General features: G+C 66.6%; 11 protein-coding genes. 7 read left to right on the top strand and 4 right to left on the bottom strand.

Annotated features, from left to right (window positions below):
- Positions 1–39 precede the first annotated feature (39 nt).
- The gene (locus DX03_RS19235; RefSeq protein ID WP_102100653.1) at positions 40–1,335 is read left to right on the top strand and encodes an acetyl-CoA C-acetyltransferase; all 1,296 of its coding nucleotides are present in this window, start codon (positions 40–42) and stop codon (positions 1,333–1,335) included.
- Positions 1,336–1,765: 430 nt separating this feature from the next.
- On the opposite strand, the gene DX03_RS19230 is transcribed toward DX03_RS19235, so the two are convergent.
- From DX03_RS19230 to DX03_RS19220, 3 genes are all read right to left on the bottom strand, one after another.
- Positions 1,766–3,127, bottom strand: coding sequence for a heme biosynthesis protein HemY (locus tag DX03_RS19230; protein ID WP_038691301.1), 1,362 nt, complete (start codon positions 3,125–3,127; stop codon positions 1,766–1,768).
- On the bottom strand, positions 3,124–4,107 hold the full coding sequence (locus tag DX03_RS19225; RefSeq protein WP_038691299.1) for a uroporphyrinogen-III C-methyltransferase: 984 nt from the start codon (positions 4,105–4,107) through the stop codon (positions 3,124–3,126). Before DX03_RS19225 ends, DX03_RS19230 begins: the two co-directional genes overlap by 4 nt.
- A gap of 108 nt (positions 4,108–4,215) precedes the next feature.
- Positions 4,216–4,992 (bottom strand): uroporphyrinogen-III synthase, encoded by a 777-nt coding sequence (locus DX03_RS19220; RefSeq protein WP_038691297.1) that lies wholly within the window; start codon positions 4,990–4,992, stop codon positions 4,216–4,218.
- A 43-nt stretch (positions 4,993–5,035) separates the two neighbouring features.
- Between DX03_RS19220 and DX03_RS19215 the strand changes: the two genes are divergently transcribed.
- The 5 genes from DX03_RS19215 (at position 5,036) to DX03_RS19195 (ending at position 8,207) form a co-directional block, all read left to right on the top strand.
- Positions 5,036–5,506, top strand: a complete 471-nt coding sequence (locus tag DX03_RS19215; protein ID WP_038691295.1) for a YiiD C-terminal domain-containing protein — start codon at positions 5,036–5,038, stop codon at positions 5,504–5,506.
- A gap of 30 nt (positions 5,507–5,536) precedes the next feature.
- The gene (locus DX03_RS19210) at positions 5,537–5,971 is read left to right on the top strand and encodes a hypothetical protein (RefSeq protein WP_038691293.1); all 435 of its coding nucleotides are present in this window, start codon (positions 5,537–5,539) and stop codon (positions 5,969–5,971) included.
- Positions 5,972–6,102: 131 nt separating this feature from the next.
- A complete protein-coding gene (locus DX03_RS19205; RefSeq protein ID WP_038691291.1) occupies positions 6,103–6,540 on the top strand; it encodes a rhodanese-like domain-containing protein in 438 nt (145 codons plus the stop codon).
- A 105-nt stretch (positions 6,541–6,645) separates the two neighbouring features.
- Positions 6,646–7,161, top strand: a complete 516-nt coding sequence (gene secB, locus DX03_RS19200; RefSeq protein WP_038691289.1) for a protein-export chaperone SecB — start codon at positions 6,646–6,648, stop codon at positions 7,159–7,161.
- Positions 7,162–7,181: 20 nt separating this feature from the next.
- The gene (locus DX03_RS19195) at positions 7,182–8,207 is read left to right on the top strand and encodes an NAD(P)H-dependent glycerol-3-phosphate dehydrogenase (protein ID WP_038691287.1); all 1,026 of its coding nucleotides are present in this window, start codon (positions 7,182–7,184) and stop codon (positions 8,205–8,207) included.
- 331 nt (positions 8,208–8,538) lie between these two features.
- Here the strand turns inward: DX03_RS19195 and DX03_RS19190 are convergent, their stop codons facing one another.
- Positions 8,539–9,111 (bottom strand): OmpO family porin, encoded by a 573-nt coding sequence (locus tag DX03_RS19190; RefSeq protein ID WP_038692680.1) that lies wholly within the window; start codon positions 9,109–9,111, stop codon positions 8,539–8,541.
- A gap of 449 nt (positions 9,112–9,560) precedes the next feature.
- On the opposite strand from DX03_RS19190, the gene DX03_RS19185 reads away from it, so the two are divergent.
- Entirely contained in the window at positions 9,561–17,759 is an 8,199-nt protein-coding gene (locus DX03_RS19185; protein ID WP_081797288.1) for an ESPR-type extended signal peptide-containing protein, read from the top strand.
- The last annotated feature ends 77 nt before the right edge of the window (positions 17,760–17,836 follow it).

Below are 17,836 nucleotides of genomic sequence, written 5' to 3'. Positions count from 1 at the left end.
CTGCTCCCTCGTGCAGGCCATGTTGCAGACACCCCTCCCATGCCAGGTATCTCCATGCCCAACGCCCGTCCCGTCGCCATCCTCGGTGGCGTCCGCATCCCGTTCTGCCGCCAGAACACGGCCTATTCGGACGTCGGCAACCTCGGCATGTCGGTACGTACGCTGGGGGCGCTGGTCGAGCGCTTCGGCCTGCACGGCCAGCAGCTCGGCGAAGTGGCGATGGGCGCGGTGATCAAGCATTCCAGCGACTGGAACCTGGGCCGCGAAGCCACGCTGTCCTCCGGCCTGTCCCCGCTCACGCCCGGCATCACCATGCAGCGCGCCTGCGGCACCTCGCTGGACACCATCATTGCGGTGGCCAACAAGATCGCGCTGGGCCAGATCGACTCGGGCATCGGCGGCGGCTCGGACACCACCTCCGACGTGCCGATCGTGTACGGCAAGAAGCTGCGCGCGCGCCTGCTGGCGGCCAACCGCGCCAAGAGCACCGGCGACAAGCTCAAGGCGCTGACCCGCGGCTTCAAGCTCAGCGAGCTCAAGCCCGAATTCCCCGGGGTGGCCGAGCCGCGTACCGGCAAGAGCATGGGCGACCATTGCGAGGACATGGCCAAGGAATGGAACATCTCGCGCGACTCGCAGGACGAATGGGCGGTGTCGTCGCACAAGAAGCTGGCTGCCGCCTATGAGCGCGGGTTCTTCAACGACCTGATCGCCCCGTTCCGCGGCGTCGAGCGCGACAACATCCTGCGCGCCGATACCTCGCTGGAAAAGCTGGCCACGCTCAAGCCGGCCTTCGACAAGGTGTCCGGTCGCGGCACGCTGACCGCCGCCAACTCGACCCCACTTACCGACGGCGCCTCGGCGGTGCTGCTGGCCAGCGAGGAATGGGCGCGTGCGCACGGCCACGAACCGCTGGCCTACCTGCGCGATTCGCAGGTGGCCGCGGTGGATTTCGTGCACGGCGAAGGCCTGCTGATGGCGCCCACCATTGCGGTGCCGGAAATGCTCAAGCGCAACGGCCTGACCCTGCAGGATTTCGACATCTACGAAATCCATGAAGCGTTCGCCGCGCAGGTGCTGTGCACGCTGCGCGCGTGGGAAAGTGAAGACTACTGCCGCAACCGCCTGGGCCTGGACGCGCCGCTGGGCCGGATCGACCCGGCCAAGATCAACCCGCTGGGTTCCTCGCTGGCCACCGGCCACCCGTTCGCCGCCACCGGCGCACGCGTGATCGCCACGGCGGCCAAGCAGCTGGCCGAACGCGGCGGTGGCCGCGCGCTGGTCTCGATCTGCACCGCTGGCGGCATGGGCGTGGTGGCGATCGTCGAACGCTGATCCGCGCCGAAACGAATACGAGAAAGGCCGCCCAAGGGCGGCCTTTTTCATGGGGGGTAGAGCCACCCCATGGGTGGCTGCACAACCACCGAAGCCCGGTAGTGCCGGCCGCTGGCCGGCTCTTCATAAACCTTGGACGGGTGTGCGTGGAGCCGGCCAGCGGCCGGCACTACCTGTATGCGTGGATCCGGCGTGCGCGATCAGGGCAACCGCGGGTTGCCGAATGCGTGGATCCGGCGTGCGCGATCAGGGCAACCGCGGGTTGCCGTATGCGTGGATCCGGCGTGCGCGATCGGTGCAACCGCGGGTTGCCGAATGCGTGGATCCGGCGTGCGCGATCGGTGCAACCGCGGGTTGCCGAATGCGTGGATCCGGCGTGCGCGATCAGGGCAAGCGCGGGTTGCCGAATGCGTGGATCCGGCGTACGCGATCAGGGCAACCGCGGGTTGCCGAATTCGTCACGGTCATCGCGCACGACCGGATCCACCGGATCAATGCGATCGACCGACTGCAACGGCTGCACCGGCAGCGGCTGCGACATCAGCGACTGTTCTTCCACCGTGGCGCGCTCGGGAACCACCGGGCCCAGCGGCGTGACCACCGCGTCGGCGCGCGCCAGTGCAATGCTGTCGTCGCCGCGCTGCTGGCGCAGCGCATTGGCGAAGCACTGTGCGGCCAAGGCCGGCTCGCCACGTTCCACGAACAATTGGCCCAACGCTTCCCACGCGGCCGGACCGGCACCGGCGGCAATCGCGCGGTGCAGGTAGTCCTCGGCCTGGCTGTGCTGGCGCTGGCGGGTCGCGATACGGCCCAGCGCCAGCAGCAATGCCGGGCTGGCCGGCTGGTTGACCAGCCAACGCTGCAGGTTGGCCTGGCGCGTGGCCAGCTTGTCCACCGGCATCTGGCCGTACAACTGCACCAGCGATTCGTCCCAGCGCGTGTCCAGCGCCTGCTCGATGTTGAGCAGGGCCGGTTCGTCCCAGTCCAGCGCCACGGCACGCAGCGCATACGCCGACACCACGTCCGGATCGCTGCGCAGCGCCTTCGGGGTGGCTTCCCATTGCGCGGCCAGCGCATTGACGTCGCCCGCTTCCAGCAGCGACTGCGCCGCCAGGCGGGTTTCCAGCTCGGCCACGGCCTCGTCGGGCAGGACCTTCTGTTTGCGCAGCGCGCCCAGCTGGCCGTACGCCTCATGCGCGCGCTCGGCGCGGGCCAGCGCTTCGGTGCGCAGCCACAGGCCGCGCGGCGGCAGTGGTTGAATGGTGGCGGTGTCCAGCAGGTTGATCGCATCCACCGGGCGCTCCTGCACCAGCAGGCGTTCGGCCTGCAGCAGGGCGTGCAGGGTGGCGTCTTCACCGGCCAGGCGCTGCAGGTACTGGTTCACGGCCGCCTGGTCATCGCGCGCCTGTGCGCTGCGGACCGCGGTGACCATTGCAACGGCGGTCACTTCCTTGTCTTCGGCCGCGCTTTCCAGCAGCTTTTCAGCCCGCTGCCACTGGCCCTGTTCGTGCGCCTGGATGCCGTCGATCAGGCGGGCGCGGCCCTGCTTGCGGCGGTAGCGGCCCCACGCACGGAACGGCGAGGCCAGCAGGCTCCACAGCAGCCACAGCACCAGCAGGCCCACCAGCACCATCAAGGCCACCTGCGGCACCGTGGAGCGGTAGTCGTTGCCGCCGTAGCGGTAGATCACTTCGCCGAACTGGCGCAGTTGTTCGGTGCCCAGGAATTGCGAGGCGATCACGCCAAGGGCTACCGCCAACAACAGCACCACCAGGGATTGGAAGGGTTTCATCGGTCATCTCCATCGCGCATCGCGCGCAGTTGCTGCAAGGTGCTGCCCAGTTCGGGTACCGCAGGATGCAGCACGCGCGTACGCAGTTGCTGCAGTTCAGCACGACGCTCGCGCAGGGCGGGTGAATCCGGCCACAGTCGCGGCAGCCACGCCGCCACGCGGTCCACGGCGCGGGTGAAGCCCTCCTGGTCGCCGCGCTCCACCGCTGCGCGCGCCAGGGTCAGTTCCAGCTGCAGGGAATCCCAGCCGGCCACGCGTTCGGCGTCGGTCAACGGGCCCTGCGTGCGGGTGGGGGTGATGGTCACGAACGGCGCCAACACCTGATGCCACCACGGCGTGCCGGCGGCTGCACCGGCACCGGCATCCACCTGTTCGGGGACCTGTTCCAACGCCGTGGCGAACGCGGCCAGCTGCGCGCCGGTGGTGGCACGCACGCCCGGACCCAGCGCGTCCACCGCATTGCGTTCCTGCATCAATGCCTGGCGCAGGTTGAGATAGTCGTTGCCCTGCACATCGGCCAGGGTGGTGGCGGCCAGCGCATACAGCCGCTTGGCACCGTCCACGTCGTCGGCGTAGGCCAGGCGCTGTGCGGCCTGGCCCAGCAGCAGTTCGGTCTCTTCCAGCTGCAGCGCCTGCGCGCCATGGCGGGTGCTGTCGGCCAGCTTGGCCAGGTTGTCTTCCAGCAGCGCGTTGCGCTGGCTCAGGCCCAGCATTTCATCGCGCAGCACGCGGTTGGTGGCGGCCGCGTCCTGCACCCGTTGCGAGGTCGAACGCTGGTCGCGGCGCAGCGCTTCCACGCTGTCCACCAGGCCCTGCAGCTGCAGCCCGGCATCGGCCTGCGCCTGGGCGGCGCGGGCCTGTTCGGCCTGCCAGCGGGTCCAGCCCCAGGCCACGCCCACGCCAATCACCAGCACGACCGCGAGCGGCACGATCCAGCGCAGGGAACGGGGGTCAGGCGGTGGCGAAACGTCGTCAGTCATGCGGGCATCCTTGTCGCGCGCGCCGGGGTGTCCACAAGCTGGCGTGCGACGTGGTGCACAGCATCACCCGGCGTGCGCGCGGCCCGCAAGGCCGGGAGCGTCGCCTGTTCAGGTAGATGCGGAAGTGATGATCGCCGCGTGTGCGGCCTGCACCAGCTGGCGTGGTAGGGGGCCTTCGGCGACGCGGACGTGGGCGAAGCCGGCCGCGTGGGCCTGATCCGCAAGCCGCGCGCTGGCGGCCACCACAAGCGAGGCACGCAGGCGTGGCAGCAGGTCCGGCGGCGCCTTGGCCAGCAGCAGGTCCAGCGCCTCGCCACTGCTGAGTGCCACCACCCACGGCGCGGCACGGCGGCGCAGCCGCTGCAGGGCGCGCGGCGGCAAGGGCAGCGGCACCCGCTGGTAGACGTCGGCACGGTGCAGCGTGGCGCCGCGCGCGACCAGGGTGGCGGCGATGATGCCGCGGCCACCGGGGGCGGTGACCAGGCCCGCGTCGAGCCCGTCCAGAGTGGCCAGTTCAGGCAAGGCCAGCAGGCCTTCGCTGTCCATCCGCGCCGGTGCCAGCACCGGGCCGGCGGTATGGGCGCGCAGTGCCGCCGCGGTCCCGGCGCCGACCGCCAGCCAGATACCGGCACGCGCCGCGTCCAAGGGCAGCAGGCGCGCGGCGGCGTGCACCGCCGCCGGGCTGCTGAATACCACCCGCTGGGCGGCCAGCGCGCGCGCCAACCGGGCGCGGCTGGCGTCGTCGTTGCGCACCTGCAGCGCCCACGGCGACAGCGCCACCACCGTGGCGCCCACGGCCTGCGCAGCCCGCCGCAACGGCGCATGCTGGCCGCGCGGGCGCAGTGAAATCAGGGTCCATTCCGGCACATGTGCATCGCTCTTCATTGCGGGCATTATGCGAGCCCTTTGCCGTCACGTTGTCGTATCGATGTCCAATCCTGAATCCCTGACCGCGCACCTGGCCGAACTGCAGCATGTGCTGGACCGGATGCCCCCGGTGGCGGCCATGCAGATCCGCGTGGTGTCCTACCGCGACGGCATGCTCGACCTGGGCGCGCCGCTGGCGGCCAACGTCAACGACAAGGGCAATGCATTCGGTGGCAGCCTGGCGTCGGCGCTGACCCTGTCCGGGTGGGCGCTGGTGACCCTGCGCCTGCGCCTGGCCGGGTTCGATGCCGACGTTTACGTGGCCGACAGCCACGTGCGGTACCTGGCTCCGGTCTACGAGGACCTGCACGCCCAGGCCCAGGCCGCCGACCCGGCCGACTGGGACGGCTTCCTGGCCACCTTCGCCCAGCGCGGCAAGGCCCGGATCGGGCTGGTGGCCCGCCAGCCCGGCACCGCGGGCAAGCCGGCCGCTGAACTGACCGGGCGTTTCGTGGCCTTCGCAAGGCGGTAGGATGGGCGCCTTGCCGATTGGGGAATTCGCATGCGCCGTTTGTTTCAGATCCTGCTGCTGACCGTGTTCGCGCTGACCAGCGTGAGCGCGCTGGCCGCCGAGCCGAAAACCACCAAGAAACAGCGCAAGGAGCTGGAAGAGACCCAGGTCAAGTACGACTCCACGATGCGCTGGGGTACCGTCGAGGACGCCCTGCCGTACCTGGACCCGGAATACGCCAAGGTGCACCCGCTGACCGACCTGGAGCTGCGCCGCTTCGAGCAGGTGAAGATTTCCAGCTATCGGGCCGGCGACAACGTGCCGCTGCCCGATGGCCGGGTGGGGCGCAACGCCGAGGTGCGGGTGATCAACAACAACACCCAGGCCGAGCGCACCATGCGCGTGAAGGAAATCTGGCGCTGGGACGCCGAGGGCAAGCGCTGGCTCCAGGCCAACGGCCTGCCGGACCTCTGGCAGGAGCTCTGAGCCTCGTAGAGCCGGGCTCTGCCCGGCTGAAGCCATGATCGCCGAACGCTGAGTCCCGCCCAGGCGGGGGCTGGACGCCGATTCGCCCGCATGTGCGACAATCGGCGCCCGATTATCGACCCGTGATCTTAGTGAATTACGAAGAGCTGCTGGCCTTTGCCGGCCGAAACCCGATGTTGTCGATGGCCCTGGTCGGGCTGACCGTGGCCATCATCGTCACCGAAGTACGCCGCCTGTTCCGGGGCTTCAAGTCGCTCAAGCCGGCCGAACTGACCCACCTGATGAATGCCGGTGGCGCGATCGTGGTCGATCTGTCCTCCAGCAGCGATTTCGAGAAGGGCCATATCGCCGGCAGCCGCAATGTGCAGCCCAGCGCGTTCGGCCCGGAGCACAAGCTGGTGGCCAACGCCAAGCAGAGCCCGGTGGTGCTGCTGTGCCGCACCGGCAACGCCTCGGAAACCGCCGCCAAGGCGCTGAAGAAGGCCGGTTTCGAGCAGGTCAACGTGCTCGACGGCGGCATTCCGGCCTGGCAGCAGGCCGAGTTGCCGCTGGTCAAGGGCCGCAACTGATTTCCGCGCGATTGCGCTGCATGCCTTGTGCGCGGCGCCACACGCCCGCATAGCAGGGCATGTAACAATCCATTCTTATTGCATTCATTCTTGGAGCTACAGGAAATGTCCGAAGAGACCACCAACGGCGCCGTCGCGCCGGCCGACGCCGCCACCGGCCCCGCGTTCACCGTCGAGAAGATCTACGTCAAGGACGTTTCGTTCGAGTCGCCCAATGCGCCGGCCGTGTTCAACGAAGCCGTGCAGCCGGAACTGCAGCTCAACCTCAACCAGCGCGTGCAGCGCCTGGGCGAGAACGCCTTTGAAGTCGTGCTGGCCGTCACCCTGACCTGCAAGGCCGGCGACAAGACCGCCTATGTGGCCGAAGTGCAGCAGGCCGGCGTGTTCGGCCTGGTCGGCCTGGACCCGCAGTCGATCGACGTGCTGCTCGGCACCCAGTGCCCGAACATCCTGTTCCCGTACGTGCGTTCGCTGGTGAGCGAGCTGATCCAGGCCGGCGGCTTCCCGCCGTTCTTCCTGCAGCCGATCAACTTCGAAGGCCTGTACGCCGACACCCTGCGTCAGCGCCAGGAGCAGGGTGAAACCTCGCTGGCCGACTCCGAGCCGGCCGGCAACGCCTGATCGGCGCTGCTGTCGTTGCGATGAGCACCCACGCAGAAAAAATCGCGGTTCTCGGCGCCGGCTCCTGGGGCACGGCGCTGGCCAGTCTGCTTGCCCGGCACGGTCATTCGACCGTGCTGTGGGGGCGTGATGCGGCCATGGTCGAGGCCATCGACCAGCGCCACGAGAACACCCGCTACCTGCCCGGGATTCCGCTGCCGGCGGCGTTGCGTGCCACTACCGACCTGGCCGCTGCCGTCAGCGACGCCACCTGGATCCTGGTGGTGGTGCCGTCGCACGCCTTCGGTGAAACCGTGCGCGCGCTGGCGCCGCTGCGTCCGGCCAATGCCGGCGTGGCCTGGGCAACCAAGGGCTTCGAGCCCGGGTCGGGCCGTTTCCTGCACGAAGTAGCGCGCGAGGTCCTCGGGCCGGACGTGCCGCTGGCGGTGGTGACCGGTCCGTCGTTCGCCAAGGAAGTCACCGAGGGCCTGCCCACCGCGATCACCGTACACGGTGACGCGCCGGCATTCGCCCAGCAGGTGGCCGACGCGATGCACGGCCCGGCGTTCCGCGCCTACACCGGTGACGACATGGTCGGCGCCGAACTGGGCGGGGCCATGAAGAACGTGCTGGCCGTGGCCACCGGCGTGGCCGATGGCATGCAGCTGGGCCTGAACGCCCGTGCCGGCCTGATCACCCGCGGCCTCAACGAGATGCTGCGGCTGGCCGCGGCGATCGGGGCCAAGCCGGAAACCCTGATGGGCCTGGCTGGCCTGGGCGACCTGGTGCTCACCTGCACCGGCGATCTGTCGCGCAACCGTCGTCTCGGCCTGGCGCTGGGACGCGGCCAGACCCTGCAGGACGCCGTGCGTGAAATCGGCCAGGTGGTGGAGTCGGTGCAGACCGCCGACGAAGTCATGCGCCAGGCCCGCCGCCACGGCATCGACCTGCCGATCTCCGATCGGGTGCGCGCGGTGCTGCACGGCGAGCAGACCCCGGAAGAAGGCTTGCGTGCGCTGCTGGCGCGCGAACAGAAGCCGGAATATCCGGACACGCTGTTCAAGTGATCCACGAAAACCCCGGCAAACGCCGGGGTTTTTTGTAGGCACCGACGCCCGGACACACCGCCCCCGGAAACGAAAAAACCCGGCACATGGCCGGGTTTTTTCGTGGCGTACCGACGAGGGTGTCGCCATGCCAACCGCAAAGAACGCGGCGGCCCTGCAGGTAGAGCCGACCATTGGTCGGCTGCTGTCCGCGCAAAAAATGCGACGGCCCAACACAGGTAGAGCCGACCGTTGGTCGGCTGCCGTGAAAGTGAAGCCCGACCTAAGCCGGGCTTCATGGCGCAGGGGAGAGAGACCGCGCCATCCAACAACGTACCGCGGTGAAACTGTATTACCAGGTGAAGCGCGGACCGACGAACCATTCCTTGTCGCCGCCCTTGGCCAGCTTCACTTCGCCAGCCAGGCCCCAGTTCTGGTTGAGCTTGGCCTGGGCGCCGACGCGGCCGTAGAACTCGCCGTCCGGGTTGATACCGTGCTTCTTGCCGAAGTCTTCGTAGCCGGCCAGCGCGTAGCCTTCGAAGTTCGGGGTGAACGCGGTGCGCACGCCCACTTCGGTGGCATAGCCGTTGAAGTCCAGGCCGTGCTTGATGTCCAGCTTCTGGTAGGCAACGCGCGCCACCAGGTCGGTGGTCGGGGCGATGCCGTAGTTGTAGCCCACGCCGACGCGCCACTGGTCAACGTCGTTGCTGCCACGCTTGGTTTCCTGCGAGTTGTAATCGCCGAAGACGTGGAAGTTCGGCGCCACGGCGACCGAGCCCTTCGCGGCCCAACCGTCAGCGTCGCCACCCTTGGCATCGGTGTTCACGTAGCCGCCTTCAACATAGTTGTACGACAGGCCATCGGTTGCAGACGCAGCGAACGGCAGAGCAGCGAGCAGACCCAGGGCAAGCAAGGAAGACTTCATCATCGGGACACCTTTAATTATTTTTGGTTTTGCCGAACCGCCCCCCTTGGGAGGGGGAGAGAAGGGGCGGTCGACAGGTGTTAATTATTCATTTGTCGTCCCAATCGCTCCTGAATATTGAACTGACCGGTACATGAATGAGGCGCCCGTTCAGGGAACTTGAGTGGTAGGCCGATTAGCCATGTCCCCGTAGTTGGTGTCGATTGCATGAACTATGGGCGCAGCAGCCTGCACGAACTATGGGCGCAGGCCTGTCACCCCTTCTAGGACAGTGCCGTGCCTTAACGGCAACGTAACATCGGCTTCGCAGCCAGCCTAAGACGCATTTTTAAGAAACCGCTGATATATCCCAGAGAGACAGGTGGGGAGGATGGAGCCATCCGGTCAGACCGGAACCAAGGCCCCTCCACTCTCACGCGCAGTTTGCCGCGCAGCTCCTGGGATACTCCATGAACTTTGTATACAAGTTGATCTTCAACATTTCGACGGGCACATGGGCAGTCGCCCACGAGCTCGCTGTTTCGCGCGGCAAGAAGAGCCGCACCCGGTTGGCGAAGGCCATGGCGATTGCACTGGCGCTGCCGGCAGGTGCAGCGATGGCGGCTGACTCGCCCGAAGTGATGCAGTGTGTCGCGGGACAAACAATGTCTCAGGACGGGCTGCGCTGTGAGGATACGGCTAATGCTGCTGGTGTCGTTGCACCACGCGCTGGCACCGGGGCCGTATTCTTAGGTGGGACCGCAAATGGCGAAAATGCTGTAGCCATTGGAACAGGGTCAACGGCGAGCTACAAGGAATCAGCAGCGCTCGGCTATAGGGCTCTCGCGCAACAAGAGGGCGCGGTCGCTGTGGGCCCACAGTCGGCTGCGTACGCTGTTGATGGAACAGCCGTTGGCTCATTCGCCACTGTTGCCAGTGGTGCAGTGGGAGGCGTCGCGCTCGGGACCCGTTCGACGTCTTCTGCCAATGGAGCGGCCGCGATCGGCGAAAGATCGATCGCCAACGCGGCAGACGCCACGGCGCTCGGCAAGAACGCACAGGCCAGTGGTGCTAGGGCTGTAGCGTTGGGTGCAGCTTCCATTGCTGGCGCGGCGGACACGGTTTCTGTCGGCAATACAACGCTGAAGCGCGTCATTGTCAACGTTGCGCCCGGCAAGGCTGCGACTCACGCGGCTACGATTGGCCAGTTGTCGCCGCTTATCGCTGGTTTGGGCGGTGGCGCTGCCATCGACCCGACGACCGGCGCGGTTACCGGTCCGACCTACAAGGTGGATGGCAAGGATCAGAACCTCGGCGAAGCCCTCGCCGGGCTGGGCAATAACGCCCAGGCGCTGAAGGACAAGCTGACCAGCAGCGGGCTGCTCGCCGAAGATGGCAAGGCCATCGCACCAGTGACCTACGACCGGGATGTCAAAGGTGAAACCAACTTTGGTTCGGTCACCATGGGCAACGGTACTGGTCCGGTCAAGCTGAAGAACGTCGCCGTTGGCACCGCCAACACGGACGCGGTCAACGTCGGCCAGCTCAACACGGCCCTTACGAAAGCTGCTCAGGATGATGTTCATACGTTCTTGCAGTTCGGCGCGACCGGTGCCAGTTCCAGCGGAAACGCAGTCGCAGGCGGCGCCGGGGCGGTAGCAGTTGGCCGGGGCGCGAACGCAGCCAAGTACAGCGTTGCGGTCGGTGGCAACACGAAAGCAACCGGCGACTCTTCCACAGCCATTGGCATTGAAGCCTCTGCCGTAGGCGCCAAGGCCTCTGCACTTGGCTGGAAGGCAAACGCTGCTGGCGAACGCGCCACAGCCGTCGGCTTTGGCGCGACAGCAGAAGGTGCCGCCAGCGTCGCGCTGGGCGGTGGCATCAGCGAAACCCCGGAGGGCGTAGTCATCGCATCTGGCGCGTTGTCGTCGGGCGACAACTCTGTTGCCATCGGCGTCCGTAGCAAAGCGACCGCCAAAGACGCCGTCGCGCTCGGCTCGGACTCGGTGGCCGGGTCGGTCAACTCCTTCTCGATCGGTAACGATACCTTGAAGCGCACCATCATCAACGTGGCCGCCGGCAAGGCTGCAACCGATGCGGTCAATGTCAGCCAGCTGTCGCCGCTGGTGGCCGGCCTGGGCGGTGGCGCAGCCATTGATCCCAACACGGGCGCGGTCACCGGGCCGACCTACAAGGTTGACGGCAAGGAACAGAAAAATCTGGGCGATGCGCTGACCAGCCTTGACGCAGGCACCAGCGCACTGAAGGAAACGCTTGCAAGCAGTGGTCTGGTGGCAGCCGACGGCAAGGCACTGGCCGCTGTCAGCTACGATCGCGATATCAAGGGCGTGACCAACTACGGCTCGGTGACGCTGGGCAACGGCAAGGGTGCCGTTTCGCTCAAAAACGTAGCGGCGGGCACGGATGATACCGACGCCGTCAACATGACCCAGCTCAAGAACGCCATGGCCAACGCAACGCCGGCCGAAAGCACCTTCCTGGCCGGTAAGGGCGGTGGCACGGCAGCCAAGGCGACCGGCTTCAACTCGGTGGCCTTGGGCATCAACTCGGTGGCCGACCAGGCCAACACCGTGTCGGTGGGCTCGGCGTCGGGGAAGCGTCGCATCACGAACCTGGCGTCGGCCCAGGAAGAAAGCGATGCCGCAACCTATGGCCAGGTTACGGCACTGGTGGGTAACGCCAGTTCGAGCGCCCAGCGTGCACTGAAGGACGTCAACACGCGCCTGTCGGCACTGAGCGAGCAGACGGGCCGTGTCGGTTTGGATAGCCCGTTCCTGAAGATCGATGCTCCGGAAGGCTCCGAAGCGGCTGTCGTCGATCTGAACAACTCCGCTGTGGCCATCGGTGCATCGACCAGCGCCATCGGCAGTATTGCCACGGCGATTGGTGGCGCCTCCTACGCGAAGGGTTCGCAGGCTGCGGCGATTGGTGGTGGCGCCTACGCCGAAGGTCAGGGCGCTCTGGCGATGGGCTCCGCACGGGCCGAAGCCGACAATTCCACGGCGTTGGGTAACGGTGCGCGTGCCACCGGTGCCTACACGCTGGCCATTGGCGCCAACGCGCGCTCAGCGGGCATGAATGGCGTTGCCCTGGGTAACAGCACCCGCGCGAACGCTGATAATGCAGTGGCCATCGGCACCTTGGCCAACATCGATGCCACGGCCACCAACTCCATGGCCTTTGGCCGTAACGCCAGCGTGGGCGCTGGCGCGACCAATGCGATGTCGCTGGGCAGCAACACGACCAATACCCGTGCCAACACGGTGTCGGTCGGCAGCCTCAAGAACGAACGGCAGATCACGAATGTGGCGGCCGGTACCGCTGACACCGACGCCGTCAATTTCAGCCAGCTGAAGAGCTTCGTCGGTTCCAATGGTGGTGGTCCGCTGACGGTGTCGTACGCCGATGAAACGAAAGCCTCGCTCGCCTTGGCCGGCGAAAACGGCACGACGATCAGCAACGTGAAGGCTGGCGCCGTCTCGGCCACCAGTACCGAAGCGATCAACGGCGCACAGCTGCAGGGCACGGCCTCCTCGGTTGCCTCCGCGCTGGGCGGCGGCTCGACGGTCAAGGCCGACGGCACCCTCGCGGCGCCGAGCTATACCGTGGGCGGTAACAAGCATGGTTCCGTCGGCAGCGCTCTGGGTGCTGTGGATACCTCGCTGACCGATCTGGACGGCCGTACCAATGACCTGGCCAGCCAGATCAAGGGCAGCGGCCTGGTGGACGACAAGGGCAACGCCTTGGCGGCCGTGACCTACGACAAGAAGGCGGATGGTTCGGCTGACCGGGCTTCGGTGACGCTCGGCACGCCGGGCACCGCCGTAAAGCTCTCGAACGTGGCCGCCGGCAAGGTGACCGCTGCCAGCACCGACGCCATCAACGGCGCTCAGCTGCAGGGCACGGCTGCTTCCGTGGCAGCGGCCCTGGGTGGCGGCTCCACGGTCAAGGCCGACGGCACCCTCGTGGCGCCGAGCTACACCGTGGGTGGCAACAAGCATGGCTCCGTCGGCAGCGCTCTGGGTGCCGTGGATACGTCGCTGACGGACCTGGATGGCCGCACCAACGAACTGGCCAGCCAGATCAAGGACACCGGTCTGGTAGACGACAAGGGCAACGCACTGGCAGCGGTCACTTATGACCAGAAAGCAGACGGTTCGGCTGACCGTGCGTCGGTGACCCTTGGCACGCCGGGCACTGCGGTGAAGCTGTCGAACGTGGCCGCCGGCAAGGTAACCGCCGCCAGCACCGACGCCATCAATGGTGCGCAGCTGCAGGGCACGGCCGCGTCGGTTGCGGCCGCACTTGGCGGCGGCTCGACGGTCAAGGCCGACGGCACCCTTTCGGCGCCGAGCTACAGCGTGGCTGGTAAGCCGCATGCCTCCATCGGCGGCGCGCTGGGCGCTCTGGACACGTCGGTCACGGCGCTGGATGGCCGGACCAATGGTCTCGCCGAGCAGCTTGCCGACAGTGGCTTGGTGGATGACAAGGGCAACGCCATCGCGGCAGTGACCTATGACCAGAAGAAGGACGGCTCGGCGGACTACGCGTCGGTGACGCTGGGCAATGCGGACACTGCTGTGAAGCTCTCGAACGTGGCCGCCGGCAAGGTGACCGCCGCGAGCACGGACGCCATTAACGGTGCACAGCTGCAGGGGACGGCCACTTCCGTGGCGGCGGCTCTGGGCGGCGGCGCGGTGATGAAGGCTGACGGCACGCTGACTGCGCCGAGCTATACCGTGGGAAGCGGCAAGTACGGCGACGTCGGCGGCGCTTTCGGTGCGGTGAACAGCTCGCTGACCGATCTGGATGGCCGTGCCAAGTCCATGGCGGAGCAGCTCGCAGGTATGGGCGTGGTGGGCGAAGATGGCAAGAGCCTGGCTGCCGTAACCTATGACCAGAAGAAGGATGGTTCGGCTGACTATGCATCCGTGACCCTGGGCTCGAAGGATGCTGCGGTGAAGCTGTCGAACGTGGCCGCTGGTTCGGTAGCCGCCGGTAGCACCGAGGCCATCAACGGCGCTCAGCTGCAGGCCAATGCGGCGTCTGTTGCCGCATCGCTGGGTGGTGGTAGCCAGGTCAAGCCGGACGGCACCCTCTCGGCTCCGAGCTACACCATCGGTGGCAACAAGCATGCCAGCGTGGGCGGCGCCCTCGGCGCGGTCGATACATCGCTGACCGATCTGAAGAAAGTCACCAATGACCTGTCCTTCAAGTTCGAAGATGCAGGCCTGGTCGGTGAGGACGGCAATGCGCTGGCTGCCGTCACTTATGACCAGAAGAAGGACGGCACGGTCGACCACACGTCGGTCACCCTAGGTGACGCGGGCACAGCAGTGAAGCTGAAGAACGTCGCTGCAGGTGCAGTGAATGCCGGCAGCAGCGAGGCCATCAATGGTGCGCAGCTGCAGGGCACCGCCGCTTCGGTGGCAGCAGCCCTGGGCGGTGGTTCCACCGTGAAGGCCGACGGCAGCATTGCGGCACCGAGCTACACCGTGGGTACCACCAAGCACGGCGACGTGGGCAGTGCTTTCGGCGCCGTCAACACCTCGCTGTCTGACCTGGATGGCCGCGCCAAGCAGCTGGACGAAAAGTTGTCCGGCACGGGCCTGGTGGACGACAAGGGCAATGCGTTGGCCGCTGTTGTCTACGGCCAGAACAAGGACGGTTCGACCAACTATGGTTCGGTGACGCTGGGCAAGATCGCTGGCAGTGAACCGGTCCGCCTGAAGAACCTCGCCGCTGGCGTGGACAGCAGCGACGCGGTCAATGTCAGCCAGCTGACCGCTGCAACCGCAAATCCGTGGTTCAGTGGCAAGGGCGGCGGCACGGCGGCCAAGGTAAGTGCGTTCGGTTCGGTTGCCATCGGCATCAACTCGGTCGCCGACCAGAACAACACGGTGTCCGTTGGCAGTAGTGACCAGAAACGTCGCATCACCAATGTTGCCGACGGTGAGGGCAACTACGACGCGGTCAACTACCGCCAGCTGGTGTCGATGGTGTCCGGCCAGAACACGCGGACCCAGAGCGCGCTCAAGGATGTGGACAGCCGTTTCGCCGCGTTGGATGCACGCGGCGTCGTGGACGATTCATTCATCAAGATCGACGCCCCGGAAGGCTCCGAAGCGGCTGTAGTTGATCTGAACAACTCCGCTGTGGCCATTGGTGCATCGAGCAGCGCCATCGGCAGTATTGCCACGGCGATTGGTGGCGCCTCCTACGCGAAGGGTTCGCAGGCTGCGGCGATTGGCGGTGGCGCCTACGCCGAAGGTCAGGGCGCTCTCGCGATGGGCTCCGCCCGGGCCGAGGCCGACAATTCCACGGCGCTGGGCAACGGTGCGCGTGCCACGGGTGCCTACACGCTCTCGGTCGGCGCCAATGCGCGTTCGGCGGGCCTGAATGCCGTTGCATTGGGTAACAACACCCGAGCAAACGCCGACAACGCAGTGGCCATCGGCAACCTGGCCAACATCGATGCCACCGCTACCAACTCCATGGCCTTTGGCCGCAACGCCAGCGTGGGTGCTGGTGCGACCAATGCGATGTCGCTGGGCAGCGGCAGCACGAACCTCCGCGCCAACACGGTGTCGGTCGGCAGCTTGAACAATGAGCGGCAGATCACCAACGTGGCGGCTGGCACGGCCGAGACCGATGCTGTCAACTTCAGCCAGCTGAAGAAGTACGTGGGTGAGAACGGTGGCAGCGGTGGTGCAGCCAATCCGCTGGCTGTGGCCTACACCGATGCCGACAAAGGCACGGTCAGCCTGGCGGGCGCCGAGGGTACGATCCTCTCCAACGTCAAGGCGGGTAGCGCAGACACCGACGCGGCCAACGTCGGCCAGGTGAAGCGTGTTGCCGCCGCGATCGGCGGAGGCGCCTCCATTGCGGCAGACGGTTCCGTCACCGCGCCGAGCTTCACGATCGGTGGCGGCCGCTACAGCAACGTCGGCGACACCTTCGCTGCAGTGGACACCTCGCTCACCGACCTGGATGGGCGTGTCACGGGCAATAGCAGCAGCGTGACCAACCTCAGCAAGCAGTTCGAGGCGCTGACGGCAGGCACCAGTGGCATGGTCACCTTCGATGCGGCGTCCAACACCGTGAAGGTGGCTTCGGCCCAGGCGGGCACCACGGTCGACTTTGCCAACAGTGACAACGAAGCACGCACGCTGACCAACGTTGCTGCAGGCAGCGCCGAAGGCGATGCGGTGAATGTTGCCCAGCTGAAGGGCACTGCACAGAGTGTGGCCGCAGCCATCGGTGGCGGTTCGGTCGTCAACGCGGACGGCACTGTCTCCCAGCCGAGCTACACGGTTGGTGGGACCACGGTGACCAACTTCGGCGATGCCATCACCAACATAGATGACCGCACGACCACCAACGCAACCGAGCTCACCACGCTGGGCACGACCATCAAGGAACTGTCCAACGGTACGTCCGGTCTGGTCACCGTTGATCAGGTGACCGGCAATGTGCAGGTCGCTGCAGCGCAGGGCGGAACCCTCGTCGACATGGAAGGTACCGACGGCAAGCGTCGCGTCAGCGGTGTTGCCAACGGCACGGAGGAAGACGACGTGGTGACGATTGCCCAGCTGCGTGCAGCCGGTGCGATCGATCCGGTCAGTGGCCAGACGTTGAGCGTGCTGACCTACGACGGTGCCGATCTGTCGCGTGCCACCCTGGGCGGTAGCCAGGGAACCGTGCTGGCCAACGTCGCCAGCGGGTTCATCGGCGCGGGCAGCATGGAAGCGATCAACGGTGGCCAGCTGTTCGACATGAATGCCGCTATCCAGGGCAGGATGGATGGGCTGGATGGCCGTGTCGGCACCATTGAGAAGGGCATTGCCGAGGGCTCGATTGGGAGCGGCAATGGTTCCGGCAACGGCAACGGCAACGGCAACGGCAACGGCAATCCTGCCGGCGACGGTGCAGCCGAGGGCGGTTTGGTTGGCCCGGGTGCTGGCGAAGGTGCGCTGATTGTCGGCGGCGGTTCGGCCGGCGGTTCAGGTGCGGTGAGCGTCGGCGACGGCAGCAAGGCGGAGGGCGACAGCTCGATCGCCGTCGGCGGTGGCAGCTCGGCCGGCACCGGTTCCATCAGCGTCGGTGGTGGCAGCTCGGCCGGTGGCACTGGCGCGATCAGCGTCGGCGAGGGCAGCGCGGCCAGTGGTACCGGCTCGGTTGCCATCGGTGAGGGTGCGAAGGTGACGAACGACAACTCGGTTGCCATCGGCAGCGGATCTACCACCACCCGGGACAATGAGGTGTCGATGGGCTCGGCGGGCTCGGAACGTGTTGTCAGCAATGTCGCCGCGGGTATCCAGGGCACTGACGCAGTCAATCTGCAGCAGATGGATGACCGCTTCAAGGCCGAGCATGACTGGTCCAACAGCCGCTTCCAGTCGATGGACAAGCGCATCGACCGGATGGGTGCCATCAGTGCGGCCTACGCCGGTATGGCCATCAATACGGCTGGTCTGAGCGGCGACAACCGCCTGGGCGCCGGTATCGGGTCGCAGAACGGTCGCAGTGCATTGGCCGTCGGCTACCAGCGCATCCTCGGCGAGAAGAAGAACGTGTCGGTCTCGCTGGGCGGTGCTTTCAGTGGCAGCGACCAGAGCGTCTCGGCAGGTGCCGGCATCAGCTGGTAAGCGGAGAGAGCTTACCGTCGTAGCGTAAAAAGAAGCCCGCGGTCGAAAGACCGCGGGCTTTTCTACGTCTTCCTGCG

This window comes from Stenotrophomonas rhizophila, assembly GCF_000661955.1.
Taxonomy (GTDB): Bacteria; Pseudomonadota; Gammaproteobacteria; order Xanthomonadales; family Xanthomonadaceae; genus Stenotrophomonas; species Stenotrophomonas rhizophila.
The sequence above is the reverse complement of the archived record's forward strand: the minus strand, read 5'-3'. Positions and strand labels throughout refer to the sequence as shown.

Excerpts from the sequence above, each read along its gene's own strand:
- DX03_RS19195 (WP_038691287.1), top strand. The coding sequence starts at position 7,182 with ATGAGCACCCACGCAGAAAAAATCGCGGTTCTCGGCGCCGGCTCCTGG.
- DX03_RS19230 (WP_038691301.1), bottom strand. The coding sequence starts at position 3,127 with ATGAAACCCTTCCAATCCCTGGTGGTGCTGTTGTTGGCGGTAGCCCTT.
- DX03_RS19185 (WP_081797288.1), top strand. The coding sequence starts at position 9,561 with ATGAACTTTGTATACAAGTTGATCTTCAACATTTCGACGGGCACATGG.
- secB (WP_038691289.1), top strand. The coding sequence starts at position 6,646 with ATGTCCGAAGAGACCACCAACGGCGCCGTCGCGCCGGCCGACGCCGCC.
- DX03_RS19220 (WP_038691297.1), bottom strand. The coding sequence starts at position 4,992 with ATGAAGAGCGATGCACATGTGCCGGAATGGACCCTGATTTCACTGCGC.
- DX03_RS19210 (WP_038691293.1), top strand. The coding sequence starts at position 5,537 with ATGCGCCGTTTGTTTCAGATCCTGCTGCTGACCGTGTTCGCGCTGACC.
- DX03_RS19215 (WP_038691295.1), top strand. The coding sequence starts at position 5,036 with ATGTCCAATCCTGAATCCCTGACCGCGCACCTGGCCGAACTGCAGCAT.
- DX03_RS19225 (WP_038691299.1), bottom strand. The coding sequence starts at position 4,107 with ATGACTGACGACGTTTCGCCACCGCCTGACCCCCGTTCCCTGCGCTGG.
- DX03_RS19190 (WP_038692680.1), bottom strand. The coding sequence starts at position 9,111 with ATGAAGTCTTCCTTGCTTGCCCTGGGTCTGCTCGCTGCTCTGCCGTTC.
- DX03_RS19235 (WP_102100653.1), top strand. The coding sequence starts at position 40 with ATGCCAGGTATCTCCATGCCCAACGCCCGTCCCGTCGCCATCCTCGGT.